At 70.5% G+C, this 16,308-nt stretch carries 14 protein-coding genes; 5 read left to right on the top strand and 9 right to left on the bottom strand.

Translation table 11 applies throughout. From position 1 onward, the window contains the following. Positions 1-8 precede the first annotated feature (8 nt). The 4 genes from FVE25_RS39665 to FVE25_RS39680 form a co-directional block, all read right to left on the bottom strand. On the bottom strand, positions 9-1,718 hold the full coding sequence (locus FVE25_RS39665) for a tetratricopeptide repeat protein (protein ID WP_246268152.1): 1,710 nt from the start codon (positions 1,716-1,718) through the stop codon (positions 9-11). A 200-nt stretch (positions 1,719-1,918) separates the two neighbouring features. Beyond that, positions 1,919-3,217 (bottom strand): DMT family transporter, encoded by a 1,299-nt coding sequence (locus FVE25_RS39670; RefSeq protein ID WP_157252652.1) that lies wholly within the window; start codon positions 3,215-3,217, stop codon positions 1,919-1,921. Between the two features lie 296 nt (positions 3,218-3,513). Then, the gene (locus tag FVE25_RS39675; RefSeq protein WP_157252653.1) at positions 3,514-4,002 is read right to left on the bottom strand and encodes a GNAT family N-acetyltransferase; all 489 of its coding nucleotides are present in this window, start codon (positions 4,000-4,002) and stop codon (positions 3,514-3,516) included. Continuing rightward, entirely contained in the window at positions 3,999-5,534 is a 1,536-nt protein-coding gene (locus FVE25_RS39680; RefSeq protein ID WP_246268154.1) for an NsdA family TPR-like regulatory protein, read from the bottom strand. Before FVE25_RS39680 ends, FVE25_RS39675 begins: the two co-directional genes overlap by 4 nt. A 306-nt stretch (positions 5,535-5,840) precedes the next feature. On the opposite strand from FVE25_RS39680, the gene FVE25_RS39685 reads away from it, so the two are divergent. The 4 genes from FVE25_RS39685 (at position 5,841) to FVE25_RS39700 (ending at position 9,460) form a co-directional block, all read left to right on the top strand. After that, a complete protein-coding gene (locus FVE25_RS39685; RefSeq protein ID WP_157252655.1) occupies positions 5,841-6,119 on the top strand; it encodes a hypothetical protein in 279 nt (92 codons plus the stop codon). Positions 6,120-6,683: 564 nt separating this feature from the next. Beyond that, positions 6,684-7,541 (top strand): mechanosensitive ion channel family protein, encoded by an 858-nt coding sequence (locus FVE25_RS39690; RefSeq protein WP_246268156.1) that lies wholly within the window; start codon positions 6,684-6,686, stop codon positions 7,539-7,541. Positions 7,542-7,557: 16 nt separating this feature from the next. Further along, entirely contained in the window at positions 7,558-7,938 is a 381-nt protein-coding gene (locus FVE25_RS39695; protein WP_181019873.1) for a globin, read from the top strand. 16 nt (positions 7,939-7,954) lie between these two features. Continuing rightward, the gene (locus tag FVE25_RS39700; protein ID WP_157252657.1) at positions 7,955-9,460 is read left to right on the top strand and encodes a glycoside hydrolase family 13 protein; all 1,506 of its coding nucleotides are present in this window, start codon (positions 7,955-7,957) and stop codon (positions 9,458-9,460) included. Positions 9,461-9,468: 8 nt separating this feature from the next. Here FVE25_RS39700 and FVE25_RS39705 read toward each other — a convergent pair whose 3' ends face one another. From FVE25_RS39705 to FVE25_RS39720, 4 genes are all read right to left on the bottom strand, one after another. Further along, the gene (locus FVE25_RS39705; RefSeq protein WP_246268214.1) at positions 9,469-10,671 is read right to left on the bottom strand and encodes an MFS transporter; all 1,203 of its coding nucleotides are present in this window, start codon (positions 10,669-10,671) and stop codon (positions 9,469-9,471) included. Between the two features lie 65 nt (positions 10,672-10,736). Next, positions 10,737-11,162, bottom strand: coding sequence for an acyl-CoA thioesterase (locus tag FVE25_RS39710; RefSeq protein ID WP_343046177.1), 426 nt, complete (start codon positions 11,160-11,162; stop codon positions 10,737-10,739). Between the two features lie 43 nt (positions 11,163-11,205). Further along, positions 11,206-11,721, bottom strand: a complete 516-nt coding sequence (locus FVE25_RS39715) for a VOC family protein (protein ID WP_157252659.1) — start codon at positions 11,719-11,721, stop codon at positions 11,206-11,208. Positions 11,722-11,761: 40 nt separating this feature from the next. Continuing rightward, positions 11,762-13,078 carry a DNA-3-methyladenine glycosylase 2 family protein gene (locus FVE25_RS39720; RefSeq protein WP_246268158.1) on the bottom strand — a complete coding sequence of 439 codons (1,317 nt, stop codon included), beginning with the start codon at positions 13,076-13,078 and terminating at the stop codon, positions 11,762-11,764. Between the two features lie 127 nt (positions 13,079-13,205). On the opposite strand from FVE25_RS39720, the gene FVE25_RS39725 reads away from it, so the two are divergent. Continuing rightward, positions 13,206-14,504: an MFS transporter gene (locus FVE25_RS39725; RefSeq protein ID WP_157252660.1), complete on the top strand. Its 1,299-nt coding sequence runs from the start codon at positions 13,206-13,208 to the stop codon at positions 14,502-14,504. Between the two features lie 80 nt (positions 14,505-14,584). On the opposite strand, the gene ettA is transcribed toward FVE25_RS39725, so the two are convergent. After that, positions 14,585-16,249 (bottom strand): energy-dependent translational throttle protein EttA, encoded by a 1,665-nt coding sequence (ettA, locus tag FVE25_RS39730; RefSeq protein WP_157252661.1) that lies wholly within the window; start codon positions 16,247-16,249, stop codon positions 14,585-14,587. Positions 16,250-16,308 lie beyond the last annotated feature (59 nt).

Below are 16,308 nucleotides of genomic sequence, written 5' to 3' on the forward strand. Positions count from 1 at the left end.
CCGGTGATCTAGCGATTCGCGTTCGCCCGCTTCTCATCCCGCTCCGCCTCCGTGGTCCGGCCCAGGGCACGCAGCGCCACCGCCCGGTTGGCGTAGCCGTCGGCCTGGGGTTCCAGCTCCAGCGCCCGCGACAGGTCCGCGACCGCGCCCTCCGGATCCCCGGTCGCGAACCGCAGCACCCCCCGGTTGGCCCACGCCGCGGCCAGCTCCGGCGCCGCCTTGAGCGCCAGCCCGAACGCCTCCTCGGCCGCCGCGAACCGGCGCGCGGACGTCTCCAGTTGCCCGAGCACCGCCAGCAGATGCGGGTTGCCCGGCGCCAGCAGCAGCCCGGCCGTCACATCCGCCCTGGCCTCCTCGTCCCGCTCGGCCCCGGCCAGCAGCCCGGCGCGGTTGATGTAGGCGTTGAGGTAGGACGGATCCAGCTCGATCACCCGGCCCAGGTCGGCCAGCGCGCCCGCGTCGTCCCCCGTCGCCAGCCGCAGCTCGGCCCGGTTGTAGTACGCCTCCGGCAGCGGCGGTCCCGCGGCCATCGCGGCCTCGTAGTCGGCCAGCGCCTCGGCATGCCGGCCGAGCCGGAACCACAGGTTGCCGCGGTCGAGGTAGTAGTCGGGAAAGGCGGGATCCATCCGGATCGCCGCGGCGTAATCGGCCAGGGCCTCGCGCACCCTGCCGGCCTCGGCCAGGAGCTGGGCCCGGTTGGCCAGCAGGACCATCCGGTGCACCGGGTGCCGCTCGCCCAGTTCCCCTGCCAGCGCCAGTGCCGACTCCACCAGTTGCAGCGCCCGGTCCCTGCGGCCCAGCCGTACCTCCACCAGGGCCAGGCCGTTGCGGTCGAAGCCCAGCTTGAACGCCCGCTCGGCCGGGTCGGGCAGCACGGAGGAGATGGCGATGGCCTGGTTCAGCCAGGCGCGGGCCCGGCCGAGGTCGCGGCGCGCGGGATCGGGGTGGCGGGCGTCCAGCATGGCGGTGCCGTACGCGCTGGCGGCGTGCACGGCCGGATCCTGGCTCGCCCGGCGCACGCGCTCCCACAGCGCCCGCGCCTCCTCGGTACGGCCGAGCCCGCCGAGCGCGGTGGCCACGCGCTGCGCGAACCGCCACCAGCGCGTGCTCCCCTCCGCCGTGCGGCCCATGCCGCGCTCGCCCAGCTCGGCCACCGCGTGCAGGAATCCCTCCCGCATGCAGCGATCGACCACGGGCCACAGCTCGGCGGCGTCCCGCTCGTCCGCGGGATGCGCGGGACCGTCGGCGCAGACCGTGATCGCCAGCGTCCGCGCCGGGACCCTGCGCATCAGCACGGCCAGCAGCTCGGTGTCGGTGGGGTCCGCCTCCGCCGCGTTGCACACCACGACGGCGCTGCCGGGCGGCGCGGCCGCGCGCACGAACTCCGCGAGTCCGTTGGCGATCCTCAGCGTACGGCGGGGCGCGGGCACCAGGATGCGCTCGTCGTCGGTGAGCCCGTCGCCCAGGCCGACCCGCCGGGCGGGCACCCGATCGCGAAGATCGGGTGCCGCCGCGCGTATCTCGATGTCATGGGCTGCCACGAGGTCGTCGGAACGTTCCATGGCAGCCGGCACCAGGTGATGCAGCAGTGCCGCCGCGACGGTGTAGGGCCCGTTGGGGAGCCGGTGCGCGTCGATCGGCGGTACCAGCAGCGGCATGGTGTCCACGTCGGCCGGTGGGGCGCCCGGGATCCGGACGTGGGACGGTTTCTCGATCACCCCTTGTGAATGACGCTGGAGGTCCCGGTGAGCTTCGCGGTGCCTGGCTTGCGGACAACGATGCGCTTCATGATGTCCCTCTCCATCTACCGATAATCACCCATTATTCGGACACTCCACCGAATATCAAGATTAATAAGGAATAAGCTGTCGGTTAATCGGTGAGAACCTCATTCTGTATATTGTCCGTTATTTCGTGACTAGTTGGGCCGAAACCACTGGGGCGTCGCCGCCTTCGCCTGCTCCCGATCTTCCATGAGCGTGCACAGGCACCGCCCCAGCAGCGTCATCGACCGGCAGCATCCCGGTCCCGTGGCGGAGCGTGCCCGGACGATCGTCGTGGCACGTTGCAACAGCCGATCCAGGCTGGGCTCGCCACAGCCCTTGACCCCACGGTTGTTCCAGGGGCACGACTCGCGCTCGGCGCAGCTCATCGCCTTCACCGGCACGATCGGCAACGCCATCGACTCGAACTTCAGCGGATCCTCGCGCTTGACCCGCAGGTTCGCCAGAACCTGCGAGGCCCTGCGCGAGACCCGCAGCAACCCGGCGTTGGACGACGAACCCGGCGGCGGCGGTGGCTTCCTGCCGACGCCGGCCGCGGCCGGCGGAGCACCTCCCCGGCTGGGCACCACCAGCAGGGTAGCCGCCGCGATGAGCCCGCCGCCGACGATCAGGCTCAGCCCGATCGGCTCGTCGAAGAACAGCACCGCGATGGCCGCCACCCACAGCGGTTGCGAGGACATGAGCACCGCGCTCGGCACGGCGGGAACGTGGATCTGGCCGTAGGAGCGTGCCAGGAAGCCGAGCGCGCAGGCCACCACGGCCAGATGCGCCATGATCCACCAGTCGCCCGAGCTCGCGGGGAGCACGATCCCGTCACGCGCGGCGAAGAGCCCGGTGGACAGGCCGATCGTGGCGAGCTGGATGACGGTGACGGCGTAGGCGTTGAAGCCCCGCCGGGCCTTGGACATCCGCGCCAGCAGCAGCGTGTGTCCGGAGTAGAGCGCCGCCGACCCCAGGGTGGCCAGCAGCGCGACCAGCGACAACGTGTGGTCCTCGGCGCCGCTCAGCAGGGTGAACACCGTCATCCCCGCCATCGCCAGCGCCACGCCCGCCCATACCCGGGCGGGCACGCGGACCCGGAAGAAGACCAGTGCGAGCAGCGGCGTGATGATGACACTGCATCCCACCGCGAACCCCGACACCGACGAGGGCAGGCTCCCCAGCGCGATCGCCTGGGCGGTCTGCCCCACACCGAACATCACCCCGAGAACGCCCGCGCTGACCCAGGTCGAGCGCGAAAGCCCCCACAAGCACCCCGGCCTGAGGAGGATCAGAGTGATCGCCGCGATGGTGTAGCGCTCGGCGAGCAGATCCTCGACGGGTAACCGGTGAATGAGATCCTTCATCAGCGGAAACGCCGACCCCCATGCGGCGCTGACGAACAACAGAAGCACAGCTCCCAGGAGGGGTCGGGGAGCGGGCACGACTGCCATGAAGGAAGCATGTCACTACAATGAGCAGCCAATGGTGTACAGCCTGAAGCCGGTGATGTTCCTCTACCACTCAGAGTTAAGGGCCTCACTCGCGGTTCCGCACACCCCTACCCGGGCAATCCGCCGAATCGGCCATTTCCCACTATTCCCCCCAACCCCTGGCCCCCGGCCTGCCCCACCGGCCACGGCGCCCGCCGGCCCGCCACGGCGACATGGAACGGGGCCGTACCGCGTTCCGGGACGCGGACGGCGGGTGGGCCCGCTGGGGTGGGCCCGCTGGGATGGGCGCGCACCGGCTAGCAGCCGGTCACGGCGGCGCGCGTGAGGCGCTTCTCGATGTAGACGACCGTCAGCGCGCCCACCTCCCGGCGCGCGACCTCGCGCCAGCCGAGCCCGAGATAGAGCTTGAGCGCCGCCTGCTGGTTCAGGGTGGTGTCGCCGCGGACGCTGTGGAAGCCGAGCTCCACCGCACGCGCCTCGAGGGTCTTCACCATGGTCCTGCCGAACCCGCGCCGCTGATAGTCGGGATGCACCCGCAGCCGGCACATCTCCGCGGCGCCGGCGTCGATGGGCCGGAGTCCGCCCATGGCCACGACGCGCCCGTCGACCTCGCCCACGAGGAAATCCCCGCCGCAGGCCAGATAGATCTCCTGGATGCGCGGGAAGTCGTCGTCGTAGTAGACGCCGTCGCCCGGAACCAGGCCCACCTCCGCGAGGCAGACCCGGTGCAGGGCGAGAATCGTGTCGAGGTCAGACCAGCGGTATCGCCTGATCTTCAGCTTCATACACCATTGCTCCGTTCCCCGAGGGCGGATGGTTTTCGTAGTTCCTCCCGGAAGGCGACCAGGAGGGGATGCTTGGGATCCTTGGCGGCTATGGACTCGCCCAGCTTGAAGGCGGCCTGCATGACGAGTTCGGTGCGGTACTCCACGTTCAGCTTCTCGAGCGCGGCCAGGGCGAGCTTGAGCGACTCGTCGATGTCACCGTCGATCAGGCGGCACTGTGCCTGGTCGAACCGGATCAGCGTCTGGTCCAGGATGTGATCCTGGTACTTGTCCAGCGCCTGGCCCAGGATGACGTCGGCCTCCAGGGTCTGGCCGAGCTTGGTGAGCACGTCACCCTGGTAGAAGTACAACTGGCGCTCGGTGTAGCCGAAGGCCATGTCCTCCTTCTCGTGGTTACCCATCTGGGAGAAGGCCGTCCTGGCCCGCGACAGCGCGCGCTTGGCCTGTTCGACGACCTCCTTCTTGCTGTCGACGCCCGAGATCATGGCGAGCGCGCGGGCCTCGACGACCGGCGCCATCGCCTGCGCGGCGCACGAGACCGCCCCGGCCAGGTCACGGCTCTTCTTGGCGAGGTTCAGCGCCTCGCGGGCGTCGCCGTAGTAGAGCGGGACGAGGGACTCGCGAGCCGTCACCCACGCGCGCAGCGCGCGGTCGCCCGTCTCGTCGGCCGCGGTGCGGCCGGTGCGGAAGAACGAGCGCGCCAGGCGGTGGTCGCCCAGGTTGATCATGATCATGCCGCTGAGACCCGACAGTTGCGCGGCCATGCGGCACAACCGCTCCTGCAGGTCGGTCGGCTGCCTGCGGGACATGGCGTTGCGCACCGCGCTGAGCTCCAGCAGGACGTCGCAGAGCAGCCGCAGCGGTGCGGTCGTGGTGTACTGGCGGCCGAAAGCGAGGGTGGCTTCCTCCCACTGATCCATCATGTTCGGCGAGACGGTGGCCCTGACCAGGGTCTCGTCCATCCGCCTCCTGATGCCCTCGGCGGCACCGACGATCGGGCCGTCGAGCTTGAGGGCGTTGTTGCCGCGCAGCAGCTCTAACAACGTCCTGCGCAGGATGTTCTCGTGTTCTTCGTCGGAGTCGTCGTTGGGCTCGACGGACGAGGCGGGGAAGTAGAGGTCGTCCCGCGGCAGGTTCATGGACCCCGGCCCGTACTCGCGGTAGGGGATCCCGGTGACGCCGTTCTGGCGATGCCCGTGCCCGCAGATGCAGGGGCCGTCGTAGCCCAGGCCCAGGGGCTCGACCCGGTAGACGGAGCAGAGATAGTGGAGGTACTCGGGACCGGGCCGCTTCAGCCCGCTTTCGTAGGCCGACAGCAGCGTCTCGCCGATGCCGGGCGGCGGCTTCGCATCCCGCTCGAACAGGGCGCGCACCTGCTCGATGACATCGGCCAGCGCGATGCCGTGCGACAGGCGATGACTCTTGATCTTGGTCGTGCCGAACTGCGGCCCACAGGTCTCGTGGATCTCTTCAGCAATCTGGGCAGCGATACGGCCGGCAGCCAGACCCTTGGCCCGGATCCGCCGCGCCATCTCTGTTTCCCTGTGCTGTCTGCCGGACATCCCGGCCCCTCTCAACACACATGTCCCGACCGGTCTGCTATCTGCTGACTCAGCGTAGTCTCCAGATAGCGCTGCGCCTATTAAAGACTATGGACCATTAGTGGGCGGTTGAAAACGCGCAGTAGAAGCTTACGGTTAAGGATCGTCCTCCCGCGGACTGTTTCTTACAACCCACGTGGGAGAAGGACGCTCCCTGTGAACGGGAGGCGTCGTTGCGTGACTGGACGTCTTGAGTCATCTTTTGCTAACCAGCTACGACTCAAGGGAGGCACCGAGGTGGGAGGCGACAACGTCGGCCACTTGGAGCGGCTCGCGGCGGAACTCGGCACGCACGGCCTGCTCGCCCGAGTGGTGCGGACTCAATCGGGCCGGCCGTTCGTACGCGTCATCAATCCCGCGGCGACAAGCCTGTCCGAAAACGTCACCTGCCGGCCGAACGCCGAGGTCCCCGACTGGTGGTACTGCTGGTCGTGGGGCGAACGGATGCACACGGCAGACGATCCGGCTGGTGCGGCGACCAAGGTCGCCCGCGTACTCGCCGCGGTGGGGGAGTGAAGATGCGGTGACCCGGGTGGAGCGCAGCCACCACGGTTCACCGCACCCCACGCGGCCTCACGGAGCCGGCGGGGTGCCCGGTGCGGAGGGTTCCCGTCCGCGGGGTCCCTGGGCATCCCGCCGGTTCCGGCCCTTCACCCATCCTGTACGGCACGCCGTACACACTGGACGTCCTCCGGCTCGCACCGGAGGGCGCGTCGGGGGATCCCTCCCGGAAAACGGCACGGGACATGCTTCCGGGTGTGTGTCCCGTCCGAGCCGCCCGTCACCGGAGCGCCAGGCCCGCCCTCCGCGGCCCCGAGCCTTGGCGACCCCGTCTTCCCCGGCGTGATGTGACGGCGGCCGGTTCGGTCGGCGGTATCTTTTGGAGCGATTTGCTCGTATAAGAGCCGCCGACCGAACCGTATCCGGAGGGGGATCCACCTCGTGCTCGTCACGACACTGCCATCGCCAACGCCGACCCCATCGCCGTCCGGCTTCGGAGACGCGATCGACAAGGTCGGATCAGGCATGGCGAGTCTCTGCAGCAACGACACGGTGCTCTGCGCTAGCCTCGCCGAGTTGATGGGTAACGCTACGTGGGCTCCGGTCGTGGCCACCGTGATCACGATCGTCCTCATCCTGGTCATCGCGTTCATCATCCGGAACCTCGTGCACCGGTTGATCGGACGCGTCGTCAACCGTGCCGCCAACGCCACCCCGATCACCGGCCGCTTCCGCAAGAACGGCGCCGCCACCGACGGCATCGACGCCCTCCTCAACGAACGCCGCAAGCAGCGTGCCGAGACCATGGGCTCGGTCCTGAAGCACGTCGCCTCGATCGTCGTCATCGGCACCGCCGTCCTGACCGTCCTGGACCGCCTGACCATCCCGATCGCCCCGCTGCTCACCAGCGTCGGCATCCTGGGCGTGGCCATCGGCTTCGGCGCCCAGGAGCTGGTCAAGGACTTCATCGCGGGCATGTTCATGCTGCTGGAGGACCAGTACGGCGTGGGCGACGTGGTGGACGTGGGCGCCGCCGTCGGCACGGTGGAGGCGGTCACGCTCCGGGTGACGCGGCTGCGCGACGCCGACGGCCGGGTCTGGTATGTGCGCAACGGCACGATCGCCCGGGTCGGCAACGAGTCGCAGGGCTGGTCGCGGGCGTACGTGGACGTGCCGGTGGCCTACGACTCCGACGTGGCGGCCGTGCGCGAGGTGCTGCGGAAGGTGGCCGGCGAGCTGTGGGAGGACCCGGAGCTGCGCGAGTCGGTGATCGTGGAGGAGCCGGTCGTCTTCGGCGTGGAACAGCTGTCGGACAGTTCGCTGGTCTTCCGGGTCTCGGCCAAGACGCTGCCCGTCCGGCAGGCGGAGGTGGCCCGCGAGCTGAGAGTCCGGGTGAAGGCCGCGCTCGACGGCGCGGGAATAGCCATGGCCCCCTAACACTTAGGCTTATATCGTGACTGAGATTTCCTTCTATGACGCCGTCGGGGGCGAGGAGACGTTCCGGCGGCTCGTGCACCGCTTCTACGAGGGCGTCAAGGAGGATCCCCTGCTGCGGCCCATGTACCCGGAGGAAGATCTCGCGGGCGCGGAGGAGCGGCTTCGGTTGTTCCTCATCCAGTACTGGGGCGGGCCGACCACCTACAGCCAGGAGCGCGGCCATCCCCGGCTGCGCATGCGGCACGCGCCGTTCGTGGTGGACCTGGCGGCCCGTGACGCGTGGCTGCAGCACATGCACGCGGCCGTGCTGGAGCTGGAGCTGCCGGAGGAGCTGGAGAAGCGGCTCTGGGACTATCTCGTCTACGCCGCGCACAGCATGGTGAACAGCCTGGCATAACGGGCATGACCGCCTCATGGACGTCCCCTGGTGGCGCGATGCCATCGTCTATGAGATCTATGTCCGCAGCTTCTCCGACGCCTCCGGTGACGGTGTCGGGGACCTGGCCGGGGTGCGTGCGCGCCTGCCGTACCTCAGAGATCTTGGGGTGGACGCCGTCTGGCTGACGCCCTTCTACACCTCGCCGATGGCCGATGGCGGCTACGACGTGGCCGACTATCGTGACGTCGATCCGCTGTTCGGCACGCTGGGCGACTTCGAGGCGCTGGTCGCCGACGCGCACGGGCTCGGGCTGCGGGTGATCGTGGACATCGTGCCGAACCACAGCTCGGATCGGCATCCGTGGTTCCGGGCGGGGCTGCGCGAGCGGTATGTCTTCCGGGAGGGCGGGGAGACGCCGCCGAACAACTGGCAGTCGACCTTCGGCGGTCCGGCCTGGACGCGGGTGGCCGACGGCCAGTGGTATCTGCACCTGTTCGCACCGGGACAGCCGGATTTCAACTGGCGTGACCCGGCGGTGCACGCGGAGTTCCTGGACATCCTGCGGTTCTGGCTGGATCGCGGGGTGGACGGCTTCCGCATCGACGTGGCCATGGGCCTGTACAAGGCGGAGGGCCTGCCGGACGTCGAGGATCAGTCGTTCGCCGCGGTCTCGCCGGTGTGGGGGCAGCCGGAGGTGCACGAGGTGTACCGGCAGTGGCGCAAGGTCCTGGACTCCTATCCCGGCGAGCGGATGGCCGTCGGGGAGGTGTGGACCGACGACCCGGTGGATCTGGCGCGTTATGTCCGGCCGGACGAGTTGCAGCAGAGCTTCAACTTCGCCTGGCTGCAGGCGCCGTGGTCGGCGGAGGCGTTCCGGAAGGTGATCGACGACACGCTGGCGACCGTGCCGTTCGCGACGTGGGTGCTGTCGAACCACGATGTGGTACGGCACCGCACCCGCTACGAGGTGGGAGCCCCAGGCGCAGGGCTGAATCGGGCAAAGGCCGCTTTTCTCACCATGCTCATGCTGCCGGGTAGTACGTATCTCTACCAGGGGGAGGAACTTGGTCTCCCCGAGGTTGAGGATCTTCCTCCGGAGGCTCGCCAGGATCCGGTCTTCTTTCAGTCCGGAGGAAAGCTTCCGGGCCGGGACGGGTGCAGAGTTCCCCTCCCCTGGACGGCCGTTGGGGCTTCACTCGGCTTCTCCCCCGACGGGGCGCGGCCGTGGCTGCCGCAGCCGCCCGCGTTCGCCCAGCTCAGCGCCGAGGCGCAGACCGGGCACCCGGCGTCGACGCTGGAGTTCTACCGCCGGGCGCTGGCCCTGCGCCGTGACCTGGTGCGATCCCTCCCGTACACACTGGAGTGGATGGATTCTCCCCCGGGTGCGCTTTTCTTCACCCGTGGGCCGGTGACCTGCGTACTCAACTGCGGTAGCGACTCCGTGTCACTTCCGTCCCACGAGAGCGTGCTGATGGCGAGCGGGCCGTTCGAGGACGGGCTGCTGCCGCCCGGCACGGCGGCCTGGCTGCGCCGCAGGTAAGGGAACTGTCACCTGCGCGGGGCGCCGTGAACCCGATCATGGCGCTCCCGCGGGGTCGCCGGCTCTCCGCCTCGCTCGCTCCCGAGCGGGATCACCGGCAGCGAGAGCAGGCAGAGCGCCAGCCCCGCGGCGAAGCCCGCCCAGAACCCGGTCCGCGCGATCAGCACCCCGAGCAGCGGCGCCGACACGAGCGCGACGACGTTCTGGATCCCGTTGTGCGTGCCGAGCACCCGCCCGGCCCACCCCGGCCCGGCCAGCTCGCCCGCCGTCAGATAGGCCAGCCCGTTCCCGGCCACGGTGATCACCGCCGCCAGGGCCAGCGTCACCGGCCCGGCCGCCGGATGCACGGCGCCGGCCTGCGCCACGACCAGCAGCGTGAGCACCGCCGCGGCGGTGACCGTGATGATCCGCAACGGCCGCATCCGCAGCCCGGTCCGGTCCGACCAGCGGCCCACGGCGATCCTGACCACGGCTCCGCCGATGGCCGCCGCCCCGAACAGCTGCCCCGCGTGCACCTTGTCCCAGCCGTAGACGTTGACCAGGCAGGCCACGCCGTACGTGCTGACCACGATCTGCGGCACCACGTGCAGCGCGCTCGTCCCGTGCACCCGCCACAACGCCCTGTCCCGGTACGGCGAAGCCGCCCTCTGGGCCCCCTGACCGGCCGGTTGCCCGGGTGGCTCGCCCGGCAGCAGCCCGGCCAGGAGCGCCGCGGACAGGCAGAACCCCGAACAGACCAGCAGCACTCCGGGCAGCCCGTGCGCGGCCGAGACGGCGGGCAGGAGGAATCCGGCCAGGGCCATGCCCAGCGTGTAGGAGACCTGCCGCAGCCCCATGGCCACCCCGCGTTCCGGCGGCTCGAACCAGCGCAGGACGATGCGGCCGCCGCCGACCATGGCCGCCGAGCCGGCCGCCCCGGCCAGCGCGAGCAGCAGCACGACCGCCCAGGGCGCCCGGACGAAGACGGCGGTCAGGAAGCAGACGGCGGCCGTCCCGACCCCTGCGGCCAGGACCAGCCGTTCCCCGCGCCGGTCGGCCAGCACGCCCCAGGCGACCAGCGCGAACAGGATCCCGATTCCGGGGGCGTTGCCGATGACCGCGGCGACGGGCAGCGAGACGTGGAAGTCGCGCTGGATGTCGGGCATGACCAGCGGCAGCCCGAACAGTCCGAGGGTCACGCTGGCGTGGGCGTTGACGCCGAGCCCAAGCATCACCCAACGCCGGTAAACGCCCACAACTCCTGATTTTCCCGCACGTATGGACCGGGGCGGAGCCCCTATTCCCCGGCCAGATACCGGTGGAGATAGGCGAGCTCGTCATCCTCCAGCCGGCGCGGCGCCCCGCGGTCCACGTCGTAGGCCACCAGCACCGAGCGCGCCGTCACGAAGACCTCGTCCGCGTCCCGGATCTCGTACTCCAGCGTGAACCGGACCGGCCGCACCTCGGTCACCCACGTCTCCACGGTGACCGGATCGGCCCGGAAGGTGAGCGGCCGCCGGTAGTCGATCTCGTGGCGGGACACGACCAGTCCCTTGAACGGCGCGTCCCCCGCCTTGTAGGGGTCGATGTGCAGCATCCCGAGCCTGGCGTCCTCCAGGTAGTCGAAGAACCGCACGTTGTTCACGTGCCCCTGCGAGTCGATGTCGGCGAACCTGACCATCCTGGGGAAGATGTGCCGCCTGACCGGGGTTTTCTGGACCACGGCCCCACGGTACCGACCCGTGGGCGGTGCCCGGTCTCCGGGGTCAGGGGCTGGGCACGCCGTTGCCCCGGTACCCCCGGCCGGCCAGCACGTCCTCCAGCGTCGCCCGCGGCCCCGGTGGCCACTCGCCCGGCTGGGCGAGCTGGATCAGCACGCCGTGGGCCTCCTTGGGGTGCAGGAACACCTCGCGCCACCGGGGATCGCCGGTGTTCAGCCCGTGCAGGCGATACCCGCGCGCGGTCAGGCGGGCGACCGCGGTCTCCATGTCCGTCACGTGGAAGTTCAGGTGGTGCACGCCGCCGCGGCCCCGGGTCAGCTCGAAGAAGCTGTCGAAGAAGTCCGAACCGGCCAGGGGCTCCATGAGCTCGACCTTGCTGCCGCCGGTGTAGGTGAGCTGCAGGGTGCGATATCCGGCCTCCAACTGGTCGCCACCGCCGCCGAGGTGCCTGCCGCCCAGCAGGTCCCGGTAGATCGGGAGCAGGTCCCTGATCCGGGGTGCGGCCACGGCCGTGTGGTCCAAGGTCACCTCGAGCCCGTCAAGATCCTGTTCCAGCGTCACGCCGTGCTCCTCTCAACGCGATCCTAGAACGATATTCTAGTCAGTCGGCGGCCGGCGTGGGGAGGTGCTGGGCGGCGTAGGAACGCCAGGGACGCCAGCGGGCCCACGCCTCGTCCGGCGCGCCGAGCCCCGGCATCCGCACGTCCGGATCCCGGAGGGCGCGCATGCGGATGATCGCCACCTCCCGCTCCCCCACCCCCGGCAGGTCGGCCAGCACCTTGCGGGCCTCCTGCGGATCCGCGCCGGAATCCAGCCGCAGCCTCCCGTCGGCCAGCGCCCGGACCAGCGGCTCCTCCGTCCCCAGCGCCGCGACGGCGGGAAAGGTGCGGGTGACGCCGCCCACGGGGTTCGGCAGCGGCCGGCCGTACCGCTCGGCCAGCTCGGCGGCCCGCCCGCCCAGCACGGTGCGTACGGCCAGCTCCTCCGGATCCACGTGGCCGGGCACCCGAACCCCGGGGCGGGCGGCGACCAGGGGCCCGAGCAGCGGATCGCCCGCCAGGAAGGCGTCGACTGCCTGCTGGTCGGCGTCCAGGTCCAGCATGCGGCGGCAGCGCCGGACGGCGGCGGCCAGATCGCGCAGATCGTCCAGCCACAACGCGCAGGCCACGTGATCGGCGCCCGGCACGTGCCGCAGGGAGACCACGCCCGCCGCGTGCGGCAGGACGAGCGAGCGCGTGTAGACCCCCGGCGCGTACTCCTCGACGCCGGGCAACGCCTGCTCCCCCAAGGCGGCCAGCATCCCCGGCACGTCCATCGGCGGCCGGAACGCCAGCCGTACCTCGACCACCCCGAGGCGGGCCGTGCCCGGACCCCGCAACCTGCTCGGCGTCGTCCCGTACGCCTGCCGGATCGTCTCGTTGAACTGCCGGATGCTGGCGAACCCGGCCGCGAACGCCACATCGCTGACCGGCAGCCCGCCCGGCTCCAGCAACAGCCGGGCCGTCCGTGCCCGCTGCGCCCTGGCCAGCGCCTGCGCCCCCGCGCCCACCTCGGCCACGAGCTGCCGGTGCACCTGGCGCACGCTGTACCCGAGGCGGTGCGCCAGCCCGGCGACCCCTTCCCTGTCCACGACCCCGTCCGCGATCAGCCGCATCGCCCGCGCCGCCAGATCGGTGCGCAGATCCCACTCCGGCGACCCGGGCGCCGCGTCCGGACGGCACCGCAGGCACGCCCGGAACCCGTTGGCCTGCGCCACGCACGCCGAGGGGAACAGCCGGACGTTCTCCCTCTTCGGCATGACGGCCGGGCAGCTCGGCCGGCAGTAGATCCGGGTGGTGGTGACCGCGACGAAGAACCAGCCGTCGAACCTCGGGTCCCGGCTCTCCATGGCCGCGAAGGCGACCTCCTCGTCGATCACCCTGTCCAGCCTGTCACACGCCACCGCCCGGGCACCGGCGCCCATCGGACACCGACCCCGGGGCCCCGAGCCTCGGCGGCCGATGGCCGCCAGCGTCCCGCGGGGCGAGCGCGGCAGGGTGAGCGGCATGTCCCTACGTTCGCGGGCCGCGTTGGCCCCCTATCGGCGTGCGCTGGCCGGGCGCGACTTCAGGGTGTTGTGGCTGGGGTCGACGTTGTCGCTGGCCGGAGACGGCATGACATTCGTGGCCCTGACCTGGCTCGTGCTCTCCCGGCCCGGCGGCACCCAGCAGCTCGGCCTGCTGACCGTCTGCTACACGCTGCCGGTCTTCCTCGGCGGGCTGCTGGCCGGTCCGGTGCTGGACCGCTTCGACAAGCGGCACGTGCTGGCCGCCGACAGCGTGGTCAGAGGGCTGGCGATGGCCTCCATCCCCGTGGCCTCGGCGCTGGGCGGCGTGCCCGAGCCGCTGCCGTTCGCCGTGGCGGCGGTGTACGGGCTGTTCAAGATGGTGCCGCTGGCCGGGTTCCCCGCCGCCATCCCCCACCTGGTCGAGCCCGCCGACCGGGACGCGGCCAACGCCCTGGAGTCGCTGAGCTTCAGCCTCGCCGGAGTGATCGGCCCGGCGCTCGGCGGCGTGCTCATCGGGGCCGTGGGCAGCGAGCTGGTACTGGCCCTCGACGCCGTGTCCTACCTGCTGTTCGCCCTCGCCGCGCTGGCCGTCCGGCGGCCCCTCCTGCCCGCGCCCCGCGCCGTGGCGGGCCGTGCGACCGGGTGGGCCAAGGTGGTGCTGCGCGATCGCTTCCTGGTCGTCACCACGCTGGCCTTCATGGCGTTCAACGTGGCCGAAGGCATGCTGCTGGTGGCCGCCCCTTGGCTGGCCAAGACCCAGCTCGGCGGCGCCCGGGACCTCGGCGTGCTCCTGGCGGCACTGGCCGCGGGCGAACTGGCCGGCGCCGCGGTGGCGGGGGCGCGCAGCCCGCGGCGTCCGGTCCGGGCCATCGCGGTCGCGCAACTCCTGGCTTCCCTGGGATTCCTCGCCCTGCTGGCCACACCGAGCACCCTGGGCGTGGCGGCGGGATTCCTCGTCATCGGGCTGTTCAGCGCACCCATGACCGTGTGGGCGCAGTCCGTGCGGATGTCCCGGCTGCCGGCCGCCGTGCGAGGACGGGGGTTCGCGCTGCTCAGAACCCTCATGCAAGCCACCCCGCCCCTCGGCGCGGCAGCCGCGACCCCGCTCCTGGCAACCGGCAGCCACGGCGTCGCCGCCCTGGTCATGGCGCTCGTCGCCGCCTGCCCCGTGCTGGCACTTGGCCGGGTGAACGTGGCCGTGACGGCGGGGCATGCGTCCGACGTGAGAAGCGATCCCCCCGATCGGCGTGCACCCACGTCGGCGGGTGGGGGTCGTTGGCTTCGCCGTAAAGATTGAGCAGTAAGACCTGAGCCCTATCGAGAACAGAGCCCCGTAAGAAAGACCGGGCCGCCCTGAGAGGGGCGGCCCGGCGCGGATCAGTCGCGGTGGAGCTTGCGGTAGGTCACCCGGTGCGGGCGGGCCGCGTCGGCGCCCAGGCGCTCGATCTTGTTCTTCTCGTAGTCGGCGAAGTTGCCCTCGAACCAGAACCAGTTGGAGCCCTCTTCCCACGCCAGGATGTGCGTGGCGATGCGGTCCAGGAACCAGCGGTCGTGGGAGGTGATCACCGCGCAGCCCGGGAAGTCGAGCAGCGCGTTCTCCAGCGAGCCCAGCGTCTCGGTGTCGAGGTCGTTGGTCGGCTCGTCCAGCAGGAGGACGTTTCCGCCCTGCTTGAGGGTGAGTGCCAGGTTGAGCCGGTTGCGCTCGCCGCCGGACAGGACGCCGGACTTCTTCTGCTGGTCGGGGCCCTTGAAGCCGAACGCGGCGATGTAGGCGCGCGAGGGCACCTCCACCTGGCCGACCTTGATGAAGTCCAGGCCGTCGGAGACGACCTCCCAGACGTTCTTGTTCGGGTCGATGCCGCCGCGGCTCTGGTCGGCGTAGGAGATCTTGACGGTGTCGCCGACGACGATCGCGCCGTTGTCGGGCTTCTCCGCGCCGGTGATCATACGGAACAGCGTGGTCTTGCCCACGCCGTTGGGGCCGATGATGCCGACGATGCCGTTGCGGGGCAGGTCGAAGGTGAGGTTCTCCATGAGGACGCGGTCCTCGAAGCCCTTGGTGAGCTTCTCGGTCTTGATCACCGTGGTGCCCAGGCGCGGGCCCGGCGGGATCTGGATCTCCTCGAAGTCCAGCTTGCGGTGCTTGTCGGCTTCGGCCGCCATCTCCTCGTAGCGCTGCAGCCGGGCCTTGCTCTTGGTCTGGCGGGCCTTCGGGTTGGAGCGGACCCACTCCAGCTCGTCCTCCAGGCGCTTCTTGCGCTTGACGTCCTTCTGGCCCTCGACCTTCAGGCGCTGCGCCTTGGCCTCCAGGTAGGTGGAGTAGTTGCCCTCGTAGGCGTAGCAGCGGCCGCGGTCGAGCTCGAGGATCCAGCCCGCGACGTTGTCGAGGAAGTAGCGGTCGTGGGTGACGGCCAGGACCGTGCCCGCGTACTTCTCCAGGTGCGACTCCAGCCACTGCACGCTCTCGGCGTCGAGGTGGTTGGTGGGCTCGTCGAGCAGCAGCAGGTCGGGGGCCTCGAGCAGCAGCTTGCACAGCGCCACGCGGCGGCGCTCGCCACCCGACAGCTTGGTCACGTCGGCGTCCGGCGGCGGGCAGCGCAGCGCGTCCATCGCCTGCTCGAGCTGCGAGTCGAGCTCCCACGCGTTGCGGTGGTCGAGCTCGTCCTGCAGCTTGCCCATCTCCTCCAGCAGCGCGTCGCTGTAGTCGGTGGCCATCTGCTCGGCGATCTCGTTGAAGCGCTCGAGCATCGCCTTGGTCTCGGCCACCGCCTCCTCGACGTTGCCGAGGACGGTCTTCTCCTCGTTGAGCGGCGGCTCCTGCTGCAGCATGCCCACGGTGTAGCCGGGCATCAGCTTGGCATCGCCGTTGGAGGGCTGCTCCAGGCCGGCCATCATGCGCAGCAGAGTGGACTTGCCGGTGCCGTTCGGGCCGAGCACGCCGATCTTCGCGCCGGGCAGGAACGACAGCGTCACATCGTTCAGGACAACCTTGTCGCCGTGCGCCTTGCGAACGCGCTGCAGCGTGTAGATGTACTCGGCCATGTCCTCTAGCTTAGGGCGTGCGCGACCCCGCCCCGGCCACAGTGCCGCTACCGTGAGGC

The organism is Nonomuraea typhae, assembly GCF_009760925.1.
GTDB classification, from domain to species: domain Bacteria; phylum Actinomycetota; class Actinomycetes; order Streptosporangiales; family Streptosporangiaceae; genus Nonomuraea; species Nonomuraea typhae.